The sequence below is a fragment of the Pantoea sp. R102 genome (assembly GCF_004916815.1).
GTDB lineage: Bacteria > Pseudomonadota > Gammaproteobacteria > Enterobacterales > Enterobacteriaceae > Pantoea > Pantoea dispersa.
In genome coordinates this window covers 84,864-99,022 of record NZ_SDFT01000041.1, presented here as the reverse complement: position 1 = coordinate 99,022, position 14,159 = coordinate 84,864, and the positions used below count along the sequence as shown (strand labels likewise).

Below are 14,159 nucleotides of genomic sequence, written 5' to 3'. Positions count from 1 at the left end.
CAGCACGATGCCCGCCAGCTGCGCATCGCTGCGCGCCTCCGCCAGCACCGCGCGGATTTGCGGCACAAACTCCGCTTTCAGGGTGTTCATCTTTTCGCCCGGCACATCAATGGTGATCACCGCAACGTGATCCGGACGCATCTGTAAATGGAATGCAGATTCGCTCATTATTCGGCCTCCAGAACCATCGCGCTGCCCAATCCGCCAGCGGCACAGGCGGTTACCAGCCCTAAGCCACCGCCGCGCCGCCGTAATTCATGCAGCGTCTGGGTGATCATGCGCGCGCCGGTGGCGGCGAACGGATGGCCGTAGGCGATGGATCCGCCCAGCACGTTGAAACGCGTCTCGTCGACTTCGCCCAGCGCGCGATCGCGCTTCAGCACCTCGCGCGCAAAACGTTCATCGTTAAACAGCCTGAGGTTGGCCAGCGTCTGCGCGGCAAAGGCTTCATGCATGTCGATCAGCGTCAGATCGCCGAGGGTAATGCCGGCGCGATCCAGCGCCAGCGGTGATGCGTAAGCCGGTCCGAGCAACATGTCCTGCCAGACATCAATCGCGGCAAACGCATAGCTGCGCAGGTAACCGAGCGGTGTAATGCCCAGCTCACGCGCACGCCCTTCGCGCATCAGAATCAGCGCCGCCGCGCCATCGGTCAGCGGCGTGCTGTTGGCCGCGGTAACCGAGCCGTGGCGACGGTCAAACGCCGGACGCAGCTTTGCATAATCCGCCGCACTGGCGTTAAAGCGAATGTTGTTGTCCTGCTCAATCGGTGCTTTCCACGGCGGCACAAACGCCGGCATCACTTCCTGCGCCAGCACGCCGGATTGCCAGGCCTGTGCCGCACGCTGGTGCGAGCGCAGCGCCAGCGCGTCCTGCTGCTCACGCGTAATACCGTGCGTTTTGGCCATCTGCTCGGCGGTGTCGCCCATGCGTAAACCGGTGGAGTATTCCGCCACTGTCGGCGGCACCGGCAACAGATCGCGTGGGCGCAGGCGGCGTAAGATGTGTAATTTTTTGCTCAGGGTACGGGCTTTGTTGAGGTCAACCAGCGCGCGCGCCAGCGTTTTGCTGACGCCAATCGGCAGCACCGAGGAGGAGTCAGCGCCACCGGCAATACCTGCATCAATGGTCCCGGCCATCAGGCTTTCCGCCACGTTGGCCACCGCCTGAAAACTGGTGGCGCAGGCGCGGCTCACGCTGTAGGCATCGGTGTGCACGCTCAGTCCGCTGCTTAGCACGATTTCACGCGCGATATTGGGGGCTTCCGGCATCTGCACCACCTGGCCGAACACCAGCTGATCGATCACCTCCACCGGCAATTCGCTGCGCGCCATTAATTCGCTGACCACCATGCGCCCCAGCTCCAGCGCCGGAATGCCATGAAAGTCGCTTGCCTGGCGGGCAAACGGGGTGCGTAATCCGTGGGTAATGGCGATACGTTCGCCCTGACGCGTCAGCAGCGGCTGCGCTTTGCTCATTGCACTCACCTGTAATTTACGACCTGAGCATCATTGCCCAACAGGTCTGACCTGATCATCAGTGTTAACCAGGTGTTGCTAAGTCGCCAATAACAGAAGAAAAAAAGTGCGAGGAGTAACACGAAAAAGAGGCAACGCTGCCGAAAAAGCGGGTCGGCAGCGGCGGGATTAGCGTAAGCCGAGCTGGAAAATCAGGGTTTCGGCCTGGCAGGCAAAGGTGAAATCGACGTCCAGGCGCACGCCGTCTGCTTCGTCGGTAAAGCGCGAATGAATCTCGCACGGATCGGACTCAACCTGGCGCGCTTTGGCGCTCAGCTCGGCCAGCATTGCTTCAGCCGCCTGACGGTCAGCGAACACGCCTGACCAGCTGGCGCTGCAATCGGTATTGTCCATCACGGTGCCCACGTCAACGCAGCAGCAGGCTGCCGTTTCGTTCGCACTACAGTTTCTAATGGCATCAGTCATGTTTTTCTCCTGACGATAAATCAACACTATCGGATCATTTTCTGCTGCAAAGTGTACGCCGGATGCCACGTCGCGGCTATCTTCCGCCCGCTAAGTGACGAATATCACACTAAAATTTGATCCAAAACAAATTTGACTCGCTATGCTGGAGCAGAACCGCAAGGATTTTGTTAAGCAGATCTGATTTTATCGATCAAAGCAGAAATATTTTAAAAACAATATTGCAACAAATACACAGGTCGGACCTATACTCGTCGCACTGGTCTGATATGTGTCTGTATCGTCAGTCCCTACAATCCGCCGTCCTTTGTTACGCGACGTAACTACGTTTAATAATAATTTAGATGAGGTTGTGGTCATGAACCATAAGAACCTGTTTGCAAAGTCAGCTGTGGCAGCTGCAGTGGCGCTCGTCTCTTCTCACGTCTACGCCGCAGGCTTTCAACTTAACGAATTCTCAGCAATCGGCCTGGGCCGCGCCTATTCCGGTGAAGGCGCCATGGGTGATACCGCCGCCTCTGCCAGCCGTAACCCAGCCACTATGGCCCTGATGGACCGCCCTTCTTTCTCCATCGGTGCCGTCTATATCGACCCGGAAGTGGATATCAGCGGTAACAGCCCGACCGGCAACAGCCTCAACGCCAGCAATATTGCGCCAAACCAGTGGATCCCGAACATCCATTATGTGCATCCGATTAACGATCAGTGGTGGATTGGCGCCTCAGCCACCTCGAACTACGGTCTGGCCACCGAATTTAATAACGGTTACACCGCGGGCGGCTTTGGTGGCAAAACCGATCTGATGACCGGCAACTTCAACCTCAGCACCGCTTATCGGTTAAATGATAACTTCAGCTTCGGCGTCGGCTTTGACGCGGTGTACGCCAAAGCGAAAATTGAGCGCTACGCCGGTGAAGCCGGTGCCCGCGCCGGTCTGCCGGCCGATACCCAGGTCGCGCACCTGAAAGGTGACGAATGGGGCTACGGCTGGAACGCCGGTATCCTGTATGAAGTGGATAAAAACAACCGCTTCGGCTTCACCTATCGTTCCAAAGTGAAGATCGACTTCGACGGCGACTATAAGAGCAATATCCCGCGCGCCTTTAACGGCACGCCGCAGGCGATTGCGCTGGGTCTGCCGTATGGCACCAGCGGCGCCACCATTCCGGGTTCGCTGACGCTGAACCTGCCGGAAATGTGGGAAGTGTCCGGCTGGCATAAAGTGGCGCCACAGTGGGCGGTGCACTACAGCCTCGCCTATACCAGCTGGAGCCAGTTCCAGGAGCTGAAAGCCACCGGCAGCAACGGCCAGACGCTGTTCTATAAAGATGAAGGCTACCGTGATGCATATCGCATCGCGTTAGGTACCACCTACAACTACGACGATAACTGGACGTTCCGTACCGGTATCGCGTTTGATGACAGCCCGGTGCCGGCGGATAAACGCTCTATCTCGATTCCGGATCAGGATCGCCTGTGGCTGAGCGCCGGTGCGTCTTACGCCTTCACGCCGGACGCGTCGGTTGATGTCGGGGTTTCCTATATGCACGGTCAGCACGTGACGGTGAAAGAAGGTCCTTATACCTTTAATTCCGAAGGTAAGGCCTGGCTGTACGGCGCTAACTTTAACTACAAGTTCTGATAATCAGTGCAGCGGCCCATGCGGGTCGCCAGCTGAAAACAAAACGGCGACCTGTTGGTCGCCGTTGTCATTTACTGGGAGTCGATATCTTTTAAATCGTCCTGAATCGCGCTGGCGTTCGGGTTCTCCTCCGGCTTCAGCTTGCCGCCGCTGGCGAGGAAATCGTTACGCTGGAAATAGGCGTTGCGGATAAAGGCGTACGGATCCTGCTGCTGTCTGAGCAGGCCGTCGGAATCAAGCAGCTGCGCACGCGTTTCCACCCCTTCCAGCGTCCATTTACCGATCGACATCGGCCAGGTAAGCCAGCTCAGCACCGGATAAAGCGTATCGACGTAGTCGCCGCCATCCTGACGCACGGTAAAGCTGCCGTAACCTGGCAGCACCACGTACGGGCCGTAGCCAACGCCATAACGGCCCAGCGTGCTGCCAAAGTGGTGCGGCACTTCACGCGCCAGCTGGGGATTGGCTTTGCCGGCGACGTCGATGAAACCGCCGAGGCCGAGCACGGTATTCAGGAAGAAACGGGTAAAGTGAATGCCCGCCTGACGCGGCTCGCCGACCAGAATCGAGTTCACCATGCTGGCCGGTTCATCAAGGTTCCCGAGGAAGTTGCTCAGCCCGGTACGGGCCGGCACCGGCACGTAATCACGCCATGCAACCGCCACCGGGCGCACCACATAGGGATCCAGCACGTTGTAGTTGAAGTTAAACATCGTGCGGTTGAACCCTTCGAGCGGATCGCTGCGCTGCGCAGGCGTCGTCTCGTCGGCCGGTTTGGAACTGGCACATCCCACCAGCAGTAAACTGGCCAGCGCCAGGCCGGTCAGGCGATTATTCATTCTTCTCTCCCTGTGCAGATAAAAGGTGTATCGCTTCAGGGCTGCTGCTGATTGACCTCAACAGCCATCGGCTGGTGACCATCCCAGGGGGTGACCGCGCTTAAACCAAACCAGTCGCCGGACTGCGGATTAGCACTACCATCGCGCGAAATGCGCACCCTGACCTGCACCTGATGCTGCGCCGAAAGCAGGCGATCCGGCATCATGGCGTTGCTGTCATCCAGCGTAAGCGATAGCGGGAAGTGGCTGAGCGGTAAACGCTTTACAGCCACAGGCACCGGTGAAACACCGTCAGACACAGAAATATACAACACTCCGCCCGGCGGTAACATTTTTTCTGCCTCTGGCGTTAAGCTCACCGTCAATGCCAGCTGGCTATTTTGCTGTCCCGCGTCGGTTTTCGCTTGTTCAATGCTGCGCTCTATCATGGTAATGCGTCGATCGCCGGCCGGCAGCAGCTTCAGCATCACCTGCCACGCGCCAATCGCTTCGCCATACTGCTGCTGTTCAAAGGCATTGAACGCCAGCAGACTGAGGGTACGCACGTTGCTGTGGTCGCGCTTCAGCAGGTCTTTCAGCAGCATATTGGCCTGGCGGTTATCCTGCGGATCGCTGGAGCGCGTCAGCACTTCGGCATAATCCTGCTGCAGTTCAAGGTTGTCCGGCGCCAGCTGCAAAGCGTGCTCAAAGGCCTGGCTGGCATCGGTGGCGTTGTTCAGCACCATGCCGAGGCGACCCAGCATCGCCCAGTCATTGAGGTTTTGCGGATCATTTTGTAGCGAGGTGCGCAGGCCGAGCTGCAGACGCGCCAGCTCTTCCATGGTCAGCGGCTGCGCATTGGGATCCATCACCCGCGCGCGCAGCGCCGGGTACTCCTGCTGCACGCTCTGCCAGCCCGCCAGCTGGGCAAGGCCACCGGTTTTCAGATAAACGCCCACCGACACCAGCACCAGCACGATCACGCCCGGCAGCAGCACCCAGCGGCTGCTGTGATGCGCGCGTGACGCCGCGTCGCCCGGCACGTCGGTCAGCAGCGTTTGCTGCAGTTCGCGCACCATCTCCGGACGTTCACTGACCACGCCCTCGGCTTCATCATGCTCCAGCTCGCGCAGGCGCTGCTGATAAAAATCGGTGTTCAGGCGATCGCGATCGCCGCTGCTGGCCTGACGCTGCCGCCAGCCGGCACCGACAAACAGCGCCGTCGCCGCCGCCAGTAAAATAATCAGGGTAATCCAGAATCCAGTCATTACGGCTTCCCGTCACGCTTCAGAATCGCCGCAAGGCGCTGTTGTTCATCGTCATCCAGCTCGCTGCGCGCGTTACCGCGTCGGCTGCGCAGAATAATAATCAGCCCACCAAGCACCACAAACAGCGCCGGCCCAACCCACAGAATCAGCGTCGACGGCGTCACCGGCGGTTCATAAGTGACGAAGTTGCCATAACGCGCCACCATGTAATCAATGATTTGCTGGCGGCTCTGGCCCTGCTTCATCAGCTCATACACTTTCAGCCGCATGTCGGCGGCAATCATCGCGTTGGAGTCGGCAATACTGTTGTTCTGGCACTTCGGGCAGCGCAGCGATGCGGTGAGCTCGCGATACTGCTCCTCCTGCTGGACCGAATCGAACTGATAAGTATCGATCGCGGCCCACAGGCTGGTGCTCAGCAGCAGACCCGCGAGCAACATAAGCAGTTGCTTCATACGCCGGCCTCCTTGCTGTATTTCTGCCACAGCGGCTTCACCTCTTCATTCCACACCCGGTCGTTCATGTCGCCGGCGTGGCGGTAGCGGATAATGCCGTGGCCATCAATCAGGAAGGTCTCCGGCGCGCCGTAGACGCCGAGATCCAGACCGAGCATGCCGTCGCCGTCATACAGGCTCAGCGCATACGGATTGCCGAGCGTGTTAAGCCAGGTGACGGCTTTGCTGCGGTCGTCTTTGTAGTTGAGGCCAACCACGCGGATGCCCTGCTCCGCCAGTGTGTTGAGATATTGATGTTCGGCGCGGCAGGTCGGGCACCAGGTGGCCCAGACGTTCAGCAGCAGCGGTTTGCCATCGGTCAGCACCTGCTGGTTATAGATTTTGCCCGGCTGATCCAGCGCTTCGAGTTTAAACACCGGCACCGGTTTACCGATCAGCGCCGATTCGAGGCGCGTAGGATCGTCACCGCTGGCGTTGCGCGTCAGCTGCCACAGCAGCGCCGCCGCCAGCAGCAGAAACAGGACTAAAGGAATAAACAGTATCTTTTTATTCATGCCAGTTCCTCGCGCTGCGCTTTTTTGCGCGAGCGATAGCGCGGATCGAGCAGGCACAGCAGGCCGCCCACCGCCATAAACACGCCGCCGAACCAGATCCAGCGCACAAAGGGTTTGTAATAAATACGCACCGCCCAGGAACCGTCATCCAGCTCTTCGCCCAGCGCCGCGTAGAGATCGCGCGTGAAGCCGCCGCTGATCGCCGCTTCCGTCATCATGGTGCGCGCTGCGGTATAGAAGCGCTTCTCTGCATGCAGCACCGCTTCTGGCTTACCGTTGCGTGTGACATCGATAATCGCCACGCCACCACTATAGTTAGGGCCCTGCAGATTGTGCACGTCGCGGAAAATAAAGTGATAGTTGTGGATATCCACGCTGTCGCCGGCCTTCATGCGCACGTCACGCTCAACGCTGTATTGGGTGCTGAAGGCAATGCCCACCACCGTCACCGCCACGCCAAGATGGCCCAGCACCATGCCCCAGTGGCTGCGCGACAGATGGCGCAATCCCGCCAGAAAACGATGCCGATGGGTAGCGCGTTCGTGCAGCTCCATCAGCGTCAGCAGGATCACCCAGATGGCCATCAGCAGGCCAATCACCGTCATCGCTTCAATGCGATCCTGCAACAGCCACGGCAGCACGATCGACAGGATCAGCGTCACCAGCAGACCCACGCCGAGCCGCTTCCACAGCTTTTGCGGCTCATCGCGGCGCCAGCGCACCAGCGGCCCGATGCCGAGCATCAGCGCGAACGGTGCCATCAGCCAGGTGAACATGGTATTGAAGAACGGCTCGCCAACCGAAATGCTGCCCAGCCCGAGCTGTTTATGCACCAGCGGCAGCAGCGTACCGAGCAGTACCACCAGCATTGCGGCAATCAGCAGCACGTTGTTGCCGAGCAGGAAGGATTCGCGCGACCATGCTTCGCTCTGCACGCGGCTGCGCACCTGGCCCCCTTTCAGAGCGTACAGCAGCAGCGAACTGCCGATGACAATCACCAGGAAGGCGAGGATAAACATCCCGCGCGCCGGATCCGAGGCGAACGAGTGCACCGATACCAGCACGCCGGAACGCACCAGGAAGGTGCCCAGCAGGCTTAATGAGAACGCGGTAATCGCCAGCAGCACCGTCCATGACTTAAAGCTGCCGCGTTTTTCTGTCACCGCCAATGAGTGCATCAGCGCAGTACCGGCCAGCCACGGCATAAAGGACGCGTTTTCGACCGGATCCCAGAACCACCAGCCGCCCCAGCCGAGTTCGTAATACGCCCACGCGGAACCGAGCACGATACCAATAGTCAGAAATACCCATGCCGCGGTGGTCCACGGACGTGACCAGCGCGCCCAGGCGGTATCCAGCCGGCCCGCCATCAGCGACGCGATGGCAAAGGCAAACGCCACCGAGAAGCCAACATAGCCCATATAGAGCAGCGGCGGATGGAAGATCAGCCCGATATCCTGCAGCATCGGGTTGAGGTCGCGCCCATCAATCGGAAAGTTCGGCAGCGTGCGGGTAAAAGGATTCGAGGTGAGGATGATGAACAACAGGAAGCCGAGGTTGATCATCCCCATCACCGCCAGCACGCGCGCCAGCGCATCCTGCGGCATGCCGCGGCTGAAAATCGCCACCGCTAATGTCCAGGTGCTGAGCAGCAGTACCCATAGCAGCAGCGATCCTTCATGCGCACCCCAGGTGGCGGCGATGCGGTAATACACCGGCAGCAGCGAATTGGAGTTGGTGGCAACGTAGCCGACGGTAAAATCGTTGACCACAAACGCGTGCACCAGCACGAGGAACGCGGCGGCGATGCACAGGAACATGCCCCAGGTGAGCGGACGCGCCAGCGCCATCAGCCGGCCATCCTGACGCGCCGCGCCCCACAGCGGATAAATACTCAATAACAGCGCTAAGCCCAGCGCCAGACACAGCAGAAAGCTGCCAATTTCCGGCATCATGATTGCGTACCCGCCTGCTGATAGGCCGCTGCCGGTCCGTTATGATTCTTCTTCATTGCGTCCTGAATTTCCGGCGGCGTGTACTTCTCATCGTGCTTCGCCAGCACCTCTTTGGCGTTGACCAGGTTGCCGTCTTCCAGCACGCCCTGCGCCACCACGCCCTGCCCTTCGCGGAACAGATCCGGCAAAATGCCTTCGTAGCTGACGCTGACCACGCCGTTGGCATCATACAGTTTGAACGACACCGCCAGCGTTTTCGGATCGCGTTTGACGCTACCGGGCATCACCATGCCGCCGACGCGCAGGCGCTGTCCGGCCTCCGGCTTCTGGTGATCCTCACCTTTGCCGTACAGAATTTCACTCGGGGTGTAGAACAGGTCGATGTTGGAACGCAGCGCGTACATCACCAGCGACGTGGCAAGGCCTAAGCCCACCAGCACCGCCACCACCACATACAGACGGTTACGACGACGGATATTCACACGGACTCTCCTGCTGCTTCACTGGCAGCTTGTTTAGCTTTTGCCGCGCGGATGCGGCGCTCGCGGGACTGACGCTGGCGAATCTCTGCCAGCAGGCGGCGACGGAACAACACGGTGTGCAGCACCAGACCGATCAGTGGAATCAGCGTAAAACACACGGCCAGCCAGACGTAAAAGGCATAACCGCCCATGGCGAAAAACTCGCTCCACGATGAGAAGGCAGGCGTCATGCTTTGCGTCCTCCCTGCGCCACGTCAATCGCCCACGGGCGGTGGCGCTCGGTAAACAGAATCAGATTGCGCAGACGCATCAGGGTGAGCGCACCAAACACCAGCAGATAGCCGAGAATCGACCAGCGCAGCGGCGTGCGCATGCTGGGATCGATCGCCTGTTGCAGAATGCCCGACGAGCCCTGATGCAGCGTGTTCCACCACTGCACGGAGAAGTGAATAATCGGCAGGTTAACCACGCCGACCAGAATCAGGATGCCGGCCGCGCGTCCGGCGGTGCGGCGATCGTCGAAAGAGTGATAGAGCGCAATCACGCCCATATAGAGGAACAGCAGCACCAGTTCAGAAGTCAGACGCGCGTCCCAAATCCACCAGGTGCCCCACATCGGCTTGCCCCACGCCGAGCCGGTCACCAGTGCGATAAAGGTAAATACTGCCCCCACTGGCGCCATCGCCGCAGCCGCCAGATCGGCCATTTTCATCTGCCACACCAGACCGATGAAGGCGGCGATGGCCATCGAGGCATAGACGCCCATCGACCACATCGCCGCCGGCACGTGAATGTACATGATACGGAAGCTGTTTCCCTGCTGATAATCCGCCGGCGCAAAGCCGAATCCCCAAATCCAGCCGAGCAGCAGCGCACCGACGCCCAGGATTGCGAACCAGGGAATCAAGCGACCGCATAGCTGGTAAAGCCGCTCAGGCTTTGCCCACTGGTGTAACCATTTCCACATTGACATTGCTCACACTAAATAAGAATTCGGATAGCGGCCTCTCTGCCGGAGGCCCGCCTTAATGCAGACTGATGCGCAGCGCGGCAGCGGTCGCAAACGGCGACAGCGTGGCGCTGACCGCCAGCATGGCGCCGAGAATCGCCAGATAACCGCCGATCGGTAACCCCTGACCGGCCGCATCAATCGCCGCGCTGGCAAAAATCAGTACCGGTATCGACAGCGGCAACACCAGTAAACTCAGCAATACGCCGCCGCGCCGCAGCCCGACGGTCAGGCCGGTGCCAATCGCACCGAGAAAACTCAGGGTTGGCGTGCCGATCAGCAGCGTTAACGCCATTGCCCGCCAGCCAGCAAAATTCAGCGACAGCAGCAGCGCCGCCAGCGGCGAGAGTAAAATCAGCGGCAGCCCGGTAATCAGCCAGTGCGCAATCACTTTGCCCAGCACGGTGATCGGCAGCGGCGTCGGCAGCAACAGCAACTGCTCCAGCGATCCATCAAGAAAGTCGTCGCGAAACAGCCGCTCCAGCGCCAGCAGCGATGCCAGCAGCGCGGCTACCCAGGCGACGCCAGGTGCGATGCGCGCCAGCTGCTGCGGTTCTGGGCCAATGCCTAACGGGAACAGCGTAATCACGATCAGAAAAAACCACAGCGGATTAACCACTTCCGCGCCGCTGCGAAAGGCAATCTTTAACTCACGCTGAATAACCCGGCCAAGCATCACGCCCACTCCGATGTAAGACGAATTTTGCGCACGCGCGCCTGGCTGTCCGGCAGGTCCTGATGGGTCGTCAGAATCACCACGCCACCGTTATCGGCATGATCGGCGAAGCGCGCCATTAATTTTTCCACGCCGTGTTTGTCGATGGCGGTCAGCGGCTCATCCAGAATCCACACAGGAGCCGGGCTGAGCCACAGTCGCGCAAGCGCCACGCGCCGCTGCTGCCCGGCAGAAAGCTGAGCCACCGGCACCTCTTCATAGCCCAGCAGATTGACCTGCTCCAGCGCGTCATACAGCGTGTCTTCGCTGCGATCGCCGTGCCGGAAATGCAGATTCTCCCGCGGCGACAGCACCGATTTCACGCCCGGATGATGGCCGAGATACAGCAGGTTTTGCTGCCATATTTCGCGCTGCCGGCGGATGGACTGCTGCTGCCAGCGTACTTCACCCTGCTCTGGCCGGCTTAACCCGGCCAGCAGTCGCAACAGTGAAGTTTTGCCTGCGCCGTTGGGCCCTTCGATTTGCACCACATCGCCCGCCTGCACCTGAAAACTCAGTCCGTGAAACAGGGTTCGCTCATCGCGAACGCAGGCGAGATTAATCACTTCGAGCATAGAAGGGAGATTCATAGCAATAAATGAGGCGGGAATAATACCACACTCAAACCAGGGGCCGAAGTCTGTGCGCAAGCTCCCCCTTCCCCCAAATGGGGTATTCATGCGCATCAGATCAAGAAAGCGCTCAAAAAACCACCTTTGCTAATCTCTTGTTACTCTTAATTTGAATCTTTGTAACATTTCGCCCTTGCTAAAAGCGTCTACGCTTATTACGCACTGGCATTATCACCGGGAGAAAAAATGAAGCCATCGCCATCAAATAACACGCATGACAATGACGTGGACAGTGAAGAAAAAGAACAGGGAACGGATATCGAAGTGGACGAAGACGCCCTGCCCTCGCGGGCTGCGGCGATCCATGAAGAGATTCGGCAGGACGGTGAAAAGGAGCTGGAGCGCGACGGTATGGCGCTGCTGTGGTCAGCGATTGCCGCCGGCTTATCGATGGGTGCCTCGCTGATGGCGAAAGGCATTTTCCAGGTGCACCTCGCGGGCGTGCCCGGCGCCTATCTGCTTGAGAATCTCGGCTACACCTTTGGTTTTGTCATCGTGATTATGGCGCGCCAGCAGCTGTTTACCGAGAACACCGTTACCGCCGTACTGCCGGTGATGCATAAACCCACCGGCGGCAATTTTATGCTGCTGCTGCGGCTGTGGAGCGTGGTGCTGATCGGTAACTTAATCGGAACCGCGCTGGGTGCGCTGGCGTTTAATCATATGCCAATTTTCGATGACGCCACGCGTCAGGCCTTCACCGCCATCAGCGAAAAAGTGATGGAGCATACGCCGGGCGAAATGTTTGCCAACGCGGTGATTTCGGGGTGGATCATCGCCACCATGGTGTGGATGTTTCCTTATGCTGGCGGCGCCAAAATTGTGGTGATTGTGATGATGACCTGGCTGGTGGCGCTGGGCGATCTGGCACACATTGTGGTCGGATCGGTTGAAGTGCTGTATCTGGTGTTTGCTGGCACGCTGCCGTGGCAGGAGTTTTTGTGGCCGTTTGCACTGCCCACCCTGCTGGGTAACATCACCGGCGGTACGCTGATTTTTGCCCTGATCAGTCACGCGCAGATCCGTAACGACATGAGCGAAGCGGCCAAAGCCAAAGCGCGAGCCGAACAGAAGCGTAAAGAGAGGCAGGAAAAGCAGAAAGATCAGGAAAAAGCGTGATCGCCACCGCCTGATTGCTGACACTTTGAGCAAACAGGCGGCCCACGGTTAAAATCCCCTGCACGGTGCGCTATACTGCGCGCCGCACGTCTCCTTAGTTAAATGGATATAACGAGCCCCTCCTAAGGGCTAGTTGCAGGTTCGATTCCTGCAGGGGACACCATAACGACCCGAACCCGCCTCAACCCACCCGAACAAATACCCATAAAAACATAACGTTAACCCTTTTCAGCCCGAACCAAAATGAACCAAACTGCGTTGACTACACCGCTTCTTTGCGGGCATATTGTGGGCACAATTAAAAATAACCCGGAATTATGCCCACATGCTGACGGTCAGGCAGATCGACGCCGCCAAACCCAGAGAGAAGTCCTATCGTCTGTCCGACGCAGGCGGTCTGTTTCTGTTTGTCCCGCCTACCGGGAAGAAGGTATGGCGGCTCCGCTACCGCTTTGACGGTAAAGAGAAAACGCTGGTTATTGGTCCCTGGCCACACATATCCCTGGCCGAAGCACGCGCACGCCAGGCGGAAGCGAAAATGACCCTGCTTTCCGGCGTCGATCCGGCCCGGCAAAAACAGGCGCTGAAGCAAAAGGAACCGATGCCGGATACCCTGACTTTTGAGGGCATTTTCAGGGAGTGGTATGCCCACAAATCTCAGGTGTGGTCAGCGGGGTATGCCGACGAGTTGTACGGGATGTTCACAACCGACATCCTGCCGCTCATCGGCCATCTCCGGATGGATGAGATCGAGCCAACGCTGCTTTTGAAAGTGATACGACGCTACGAAGACAGAGGCGCTCTGGAGCGGGCAAGCAAAGCCAGAAGACGGTGCGGTGAAGTGTTCCGCTATGCGATCGTAACCGGCCGTGCGCGCTACAATCCGGCCCCGGACCTTATCGGAGCGCAGCAGAGCTACCAGAAAAAGAATTTCCCCTTTCTCACCATGGATCGTATCCAGGCGTTTCACCGTGCTCTTGACAGCTATTCCGGCAGCGTCATTGTAAAAAATGCGGCGCTTGTCCTGCATTACACGGCCCTGAGAACGAAGGAGGTGCGGTTTCTCAGATGGGAAAATGTCGATTTTGAAAGCCGCCTCATCACTGTTGATGCAGAGATCATGAAAAGCCGGCGCATTCATATTGTACCGATGTCAGATCAGGTGCATGCGCTGATGTCACTGACGAAGAAGCTCACTGAACGTCACACCCTGTGTTTCCCGGGCAGAAGCGATCCGAAAAAGCCCATTTGTGAAAACGCCATTCTGGGCCTCATCCGACGGCTCGGCTATGAGGGTCAGACGACCGGACACGGGTTCCGGCACCAGTTCAGTACCGTCATGAATGAGCTTCACTGGAACAGTGACGCCATAGAGGCGCAGCTTGCCCACGTTAATTCTCAGGGAACGCGCGGGGTATATAACCACGCGCAATACCTTAATAACCGCTATGAAATGATGCAGCGATGGGCTGACTGGCTGGATGGAAGAGAGTAACACTCAGATTATCGGCCGGTTATCCTCCCGCGCTGATATCACTCCCCACGTCTGCACGCCGATGATCGTTAT

General features: G+C 58.6%; 15 protein-coding genes, 1 tRNA gene and 1 pseudogene. 4 read left to right on the top strand and 13 right to left on the bottom strand.

Annotated elements, in window-relative coordinates; genetic code table 11:
• The 3 genes and pseudogenes from ERD80_RS22805 to ERD80_RS05665 all read right to left on the bottom strand — a co-directional run.
• Positions 1 to 168: pseudogene (locus tag ERD80_RS22805) on the bottom strand (enoyl-CoA hydratase); the annotation flags it as partial.
• Complete coding sequence (gene fadI / locus ERD80_RS05670; RefSeq protein ID WP_136546130.1) at positions 168 to 1,478, bottom strand: acetyl-CoA C-acyltransferase FadI; 1,311 nt, start codon at positions 1,476 to 1,478, stop codon at positions 168 to 170. The gene fadI and the pseudogene ERD80_RS22805, both read right to left, overlap by 1 nt.
• A gap of 168 nt (positions 1,479 to 1,646) precedes the next feature.
• Positions 1,647 to 1,943 (bottom strand): YfcZ/YiiS family protein, encoded by a 297-nt coding sequence (locus tag ERD80_RS05665; protein ID WP_021509152.1) that lies wholly within the window; start codon positions 1,941 to 1,943, stop codon positions 1,647 to 1,649.
• A 358-nt stretch (positions 1,944 to 2,301) separates the two neighbouring features.
• Here ERD80_RS05665 and fadL point away from each other — a divergent pair, with 358 nt between their 5' ends.
• Complete coding sequence (gene fadL / locus ERD80_RS05660) at positions 2,302 to 3,585, top strand: long-chain fatty acid transporter FadL (RefSeq protein WP_021509151.1); 1,284 nt, start codon at positions 2,302 to 2,304, stop codon at positions 3,583 to 3,585.
• Between the two features lie 71 nt (positions 3,586 to 3,656).
• On the opposite strand, the gene mlaA is transcribed toward fadL, so the two are convergent.
• The 10 genes from mlaA to ccmA are packed head-to-tail and all read right to left on the bottom strand — an operon-like array spanning position 3,657 to position 11,416.
• Positions 3,657 to 4,424: a phospholipid-binding lipoprotein MlaA gene (gene mlaA / locus ERD80_RS05655; protein WP_021509150.1), complete on the bottom strand. Its 768-nt coding sequence runs from the start codon at positions 4,422 to 4,424 to the stop codon at positions 3,657 to 3,659.
• 35 nt (positions 4,425 to 4,459) lie between these two features.
• Positions 4,460 to 5,671, bottom strand: coding sequence for a c-type cytochrome biogenesis protein CcmI (gene ccmI, locus ERD80_RS05650; RefSeq protein ID WP_021509149.1), 1,212 nt, complete (start codon positions 5,669 to 5,671; stop codon positions 4,460 to 4,462).
• The gene (locus ERD80_RS05645) at positions 5,671 to 6,126 is read right to left on the bottom strand and encodes a cytochrome c-type biogenesis protein (RefSeq protein WP_021509148.1); all 456 of its coding nucleotides are present in this window, start codon (positions 6,124 to 6,126) and stop codon (positions 5,671 to 5,673) included. The genes ccmI and ERD80_RS05645 overlap by 1 nt, the downstream gene beginning before the upstream one ends.
• The gene (locus ERD80_RS05640) at positions 6,123 to 6,680 is read right to left on the bottom strand and encodes a DsbE family thiol:disulfide interchange protein (protein WP_010617464.1); all 558 of its coding nucleotides are present in this window, start codon (positions 6,678 to 6,680) and stop codon (positions 6,123 to 6,125) included. The genes ERD80_RS05645 and ERD80_RS05640 overlap by 4 nt, the downstream gene beginning before the upstream one ends.
• On the bottom strand, positions 6,677 to 8,635 hold the full coding sequence (locus ERD80_RS05635; protein WP_058769877.1) for a heme lyase CcmF/NrfE family subunit: 1,959 nt from the start codon (positions 8,633 to 8,635) through the stop codon (positions 6,677 to 6,679). The genes ERD80_RS05640 and ERD80_RS05635 overlap by 4 nt, the downstream gene beginning before the upstream one ends.
• A complete protein-coding gene (ccmE, locus tag ERD80_RS05630) occupies positions 8,632 to 9,117 on the bottom strand; it encodes a cytochrome c maturation protein CcmE (protein ID WP_021509145.1) in 486 nt (161 codons plus the stop codon). Before ccmE ends, ERD80_RS05635 begins: the two co-directional genes overlap by 4 nt.
• Positions 9,114 to 9,347 carry a heme exporter protein CcmD gene (ccmD, locus tag ERD80_RS05625; protein ID WP_031280028.1) on the bottom strand — a complete coding sequence of 78 codons (234 nt, stop codon included), beginning with the start codon at positions 9,345 to 9,347 and terminating at the stop codon, positions 9,114 to 9,116. The genes ccmE and ccmD overlap by 4 nt, the downstream gene beginning before the upstream one ends.
• Entirely contained in the window at positions 9,344 to 10,084 is a 741-nt protein-coding gene (locus tag ERD80_RS05620; protein WP_058782040.1) for a heme ABC transporter permease, read from the bottom strand. Before ERD80_RS05620 ends, ccmD begins: the two co-directional genes overlap by 4 nt.
• Before the next feature lie 58 nt (positions 10,085 to 10,142).
• The gene (gene ccmB, locus ERD80_RS05615) at positions 10,143 to 10,802 is read right to left on the bottom strand and encodes a heme exporter protein CcmB (protein WP_136546128.1); all 660 of its coding nucleotides are present in this window, start codon (positions 10,800 to 10,802) and stop codon (positions 10,143 to 10,145) included.
• A complete protein-coding gene (gene ccmA / locus ERD80_RS05610; RefSeq protein ID WP_136546146.1) occupies positions 10,802 to 11,416 on the bottom strand; it encodes a cytochrome c biogenesis heme-transporting ATPase CcmA in 615 nt (204 codons plus the stop codon). The genes ccmB and ccmA overlap by 1 nt, the downstream gene beginning before the upstream one ends.
• A 243-nt stretch (positions 11,417 to 11,659) precedes the next feature.
• Between ccmA and ERD80_RS05605 the strand changes: the two genes are divergently transcribed.
• From ERD80_RS05605 to ERD80_RS05595, 3 genes are all read left to right on the top strand, one after another.
• Positions 11,660 to 12,592, top strand: a complete 933-nt coding sequence (locus ERD80_RS05605; RefSeq protein WP_058775841.1) for a formate/nitrite transporter family protein — start codon at positions 11,660 to 11,662, stop codon at positions 12,590 to 12,592.
• Positions 12,593 to 12,680: 88 nt separating this feature from the next.
• Positions 12,681 to 12,755: transfer RNA gene (locus tag ERD80_RS05600), tRNA-Arg, on the top strand.
• A gap of 162 nt (positions 12,756 to 12,917) precedes the next feature.
• The gene (locus ERD80_RS05595) at positions 12,918 to 14,087 is read left to right on the top strand and encodes a tyrosine-type recombinase/integrase (protein ID WP_136546126.1); all 1,170 of its coding nucleotides are present in this window, start codon (positions 12,918 to 12,920) and stop codon (positions 14,085 to 14,087) included.
• Positions 14,088 to 14,159 lie beyond the last annotated feature (72 nt).

Excerpts from the sequence above, each read along its gene's own strand:
- fadI (WP_136546130.1), bottom strand. The coding sequence starts at position 1,478 with ATGAGCAAAGCGCAGCCGCTGCTGACGCGTCAGGGCGAACGTATCGCC.
- ERD80_RS05665 (WP_021509152.1), bottom strand. The coding sequence starts at position 1,943 with ATGACTGATGCCATTAGAAACTGTAGTGCGAACGAAACGGCAGCCTGC.
- fadL (WP_021509151.1), top strand. The coding sequence starts at position 2,302 with ATGAACCATAAGAACCTGTTTGCAAAGTCAGCTGTGGCAGCTGCAGTG.
- mlaA (WP_021509150.1), bottom strand. The coding sequence starts at position 4,424 with ATGAATAATCGCCTGACCGGCCTGGCGCTGGCCAGTTTACTGCTGGTG.
- ccmI (WP_021509149.1), bottom strand. The coding sequence starts at position 5,671 with ATGACTGGATTCTGGATTACCCTGATTATTTTACTGGCGGCGGCGACG.
- ERD80_RS05645 (WP_021509148.1), bottom strand. The coding sequence starts at position 6,126 with ATGAAGCAACTGCTTATGTTGCTCGCGGGTCTGCTGCTGAGCACCAGC.
- ERD80_RS05640 (WP_010617464.1), bottom strand. The coding sequence starts at position 6,680 with ATGAATAAAAAGATACTGTTTATTCCTTTAGTCCTGTTTCTGCTGCTG.
- ERD80_RS05635 (WP_058769877.1), bottom strand. The coding sequence starts at position 8,635 with ATGATGCCGGAAATTGGCAGCTTTCTGCTGTGTCTGGCGCTGGGCTTA.
- ccmD (WP_031280028.1), bottom strand. The coding sequence starts at position 9,347 with ATGACGCCTGCCTTCTCATCGTGGAGCGAGTTTTTCGCCATGGGCGGT.
- ERD80_RS05620 (WP_058782040.1), bottom strand. The coding sequence starts at position 10,084 with ATGTGGAAATGGTTACACCAGTGGGCAAAGCCTGAGCGGCTTTACCAG.
- ccmB (WP_136546128.1), bottom strand. The coding sequence starts at position 10,802 with ATGCTTGGCCGGGTTATTCAGCGTGAGTTAAAGATTGCCTTTCGCAGC.
- ccmA (WP_136546146.1), bottom strand. The coding sequence starts at position 11,416 with ATGCTCGAAGTGATTAATCTCGCCTGCGTTCGCGATGAGCGAACCCTG.
- ERD80_RS05605 (WP_058775841.1), top strand. The coding sequence starts at position 11,660 with ATGAAGCCATCGCCATCAAATAACACGCATGACAATGACGTGGACAGT.
- ERD80_RS05595 (WP_136546126.1), top strand. The coding sequence starts at position 12,918 with ATGCTGACGGTCAGGCAGATCGACGCCGCCAAACCCAGAGAGAAGTCC.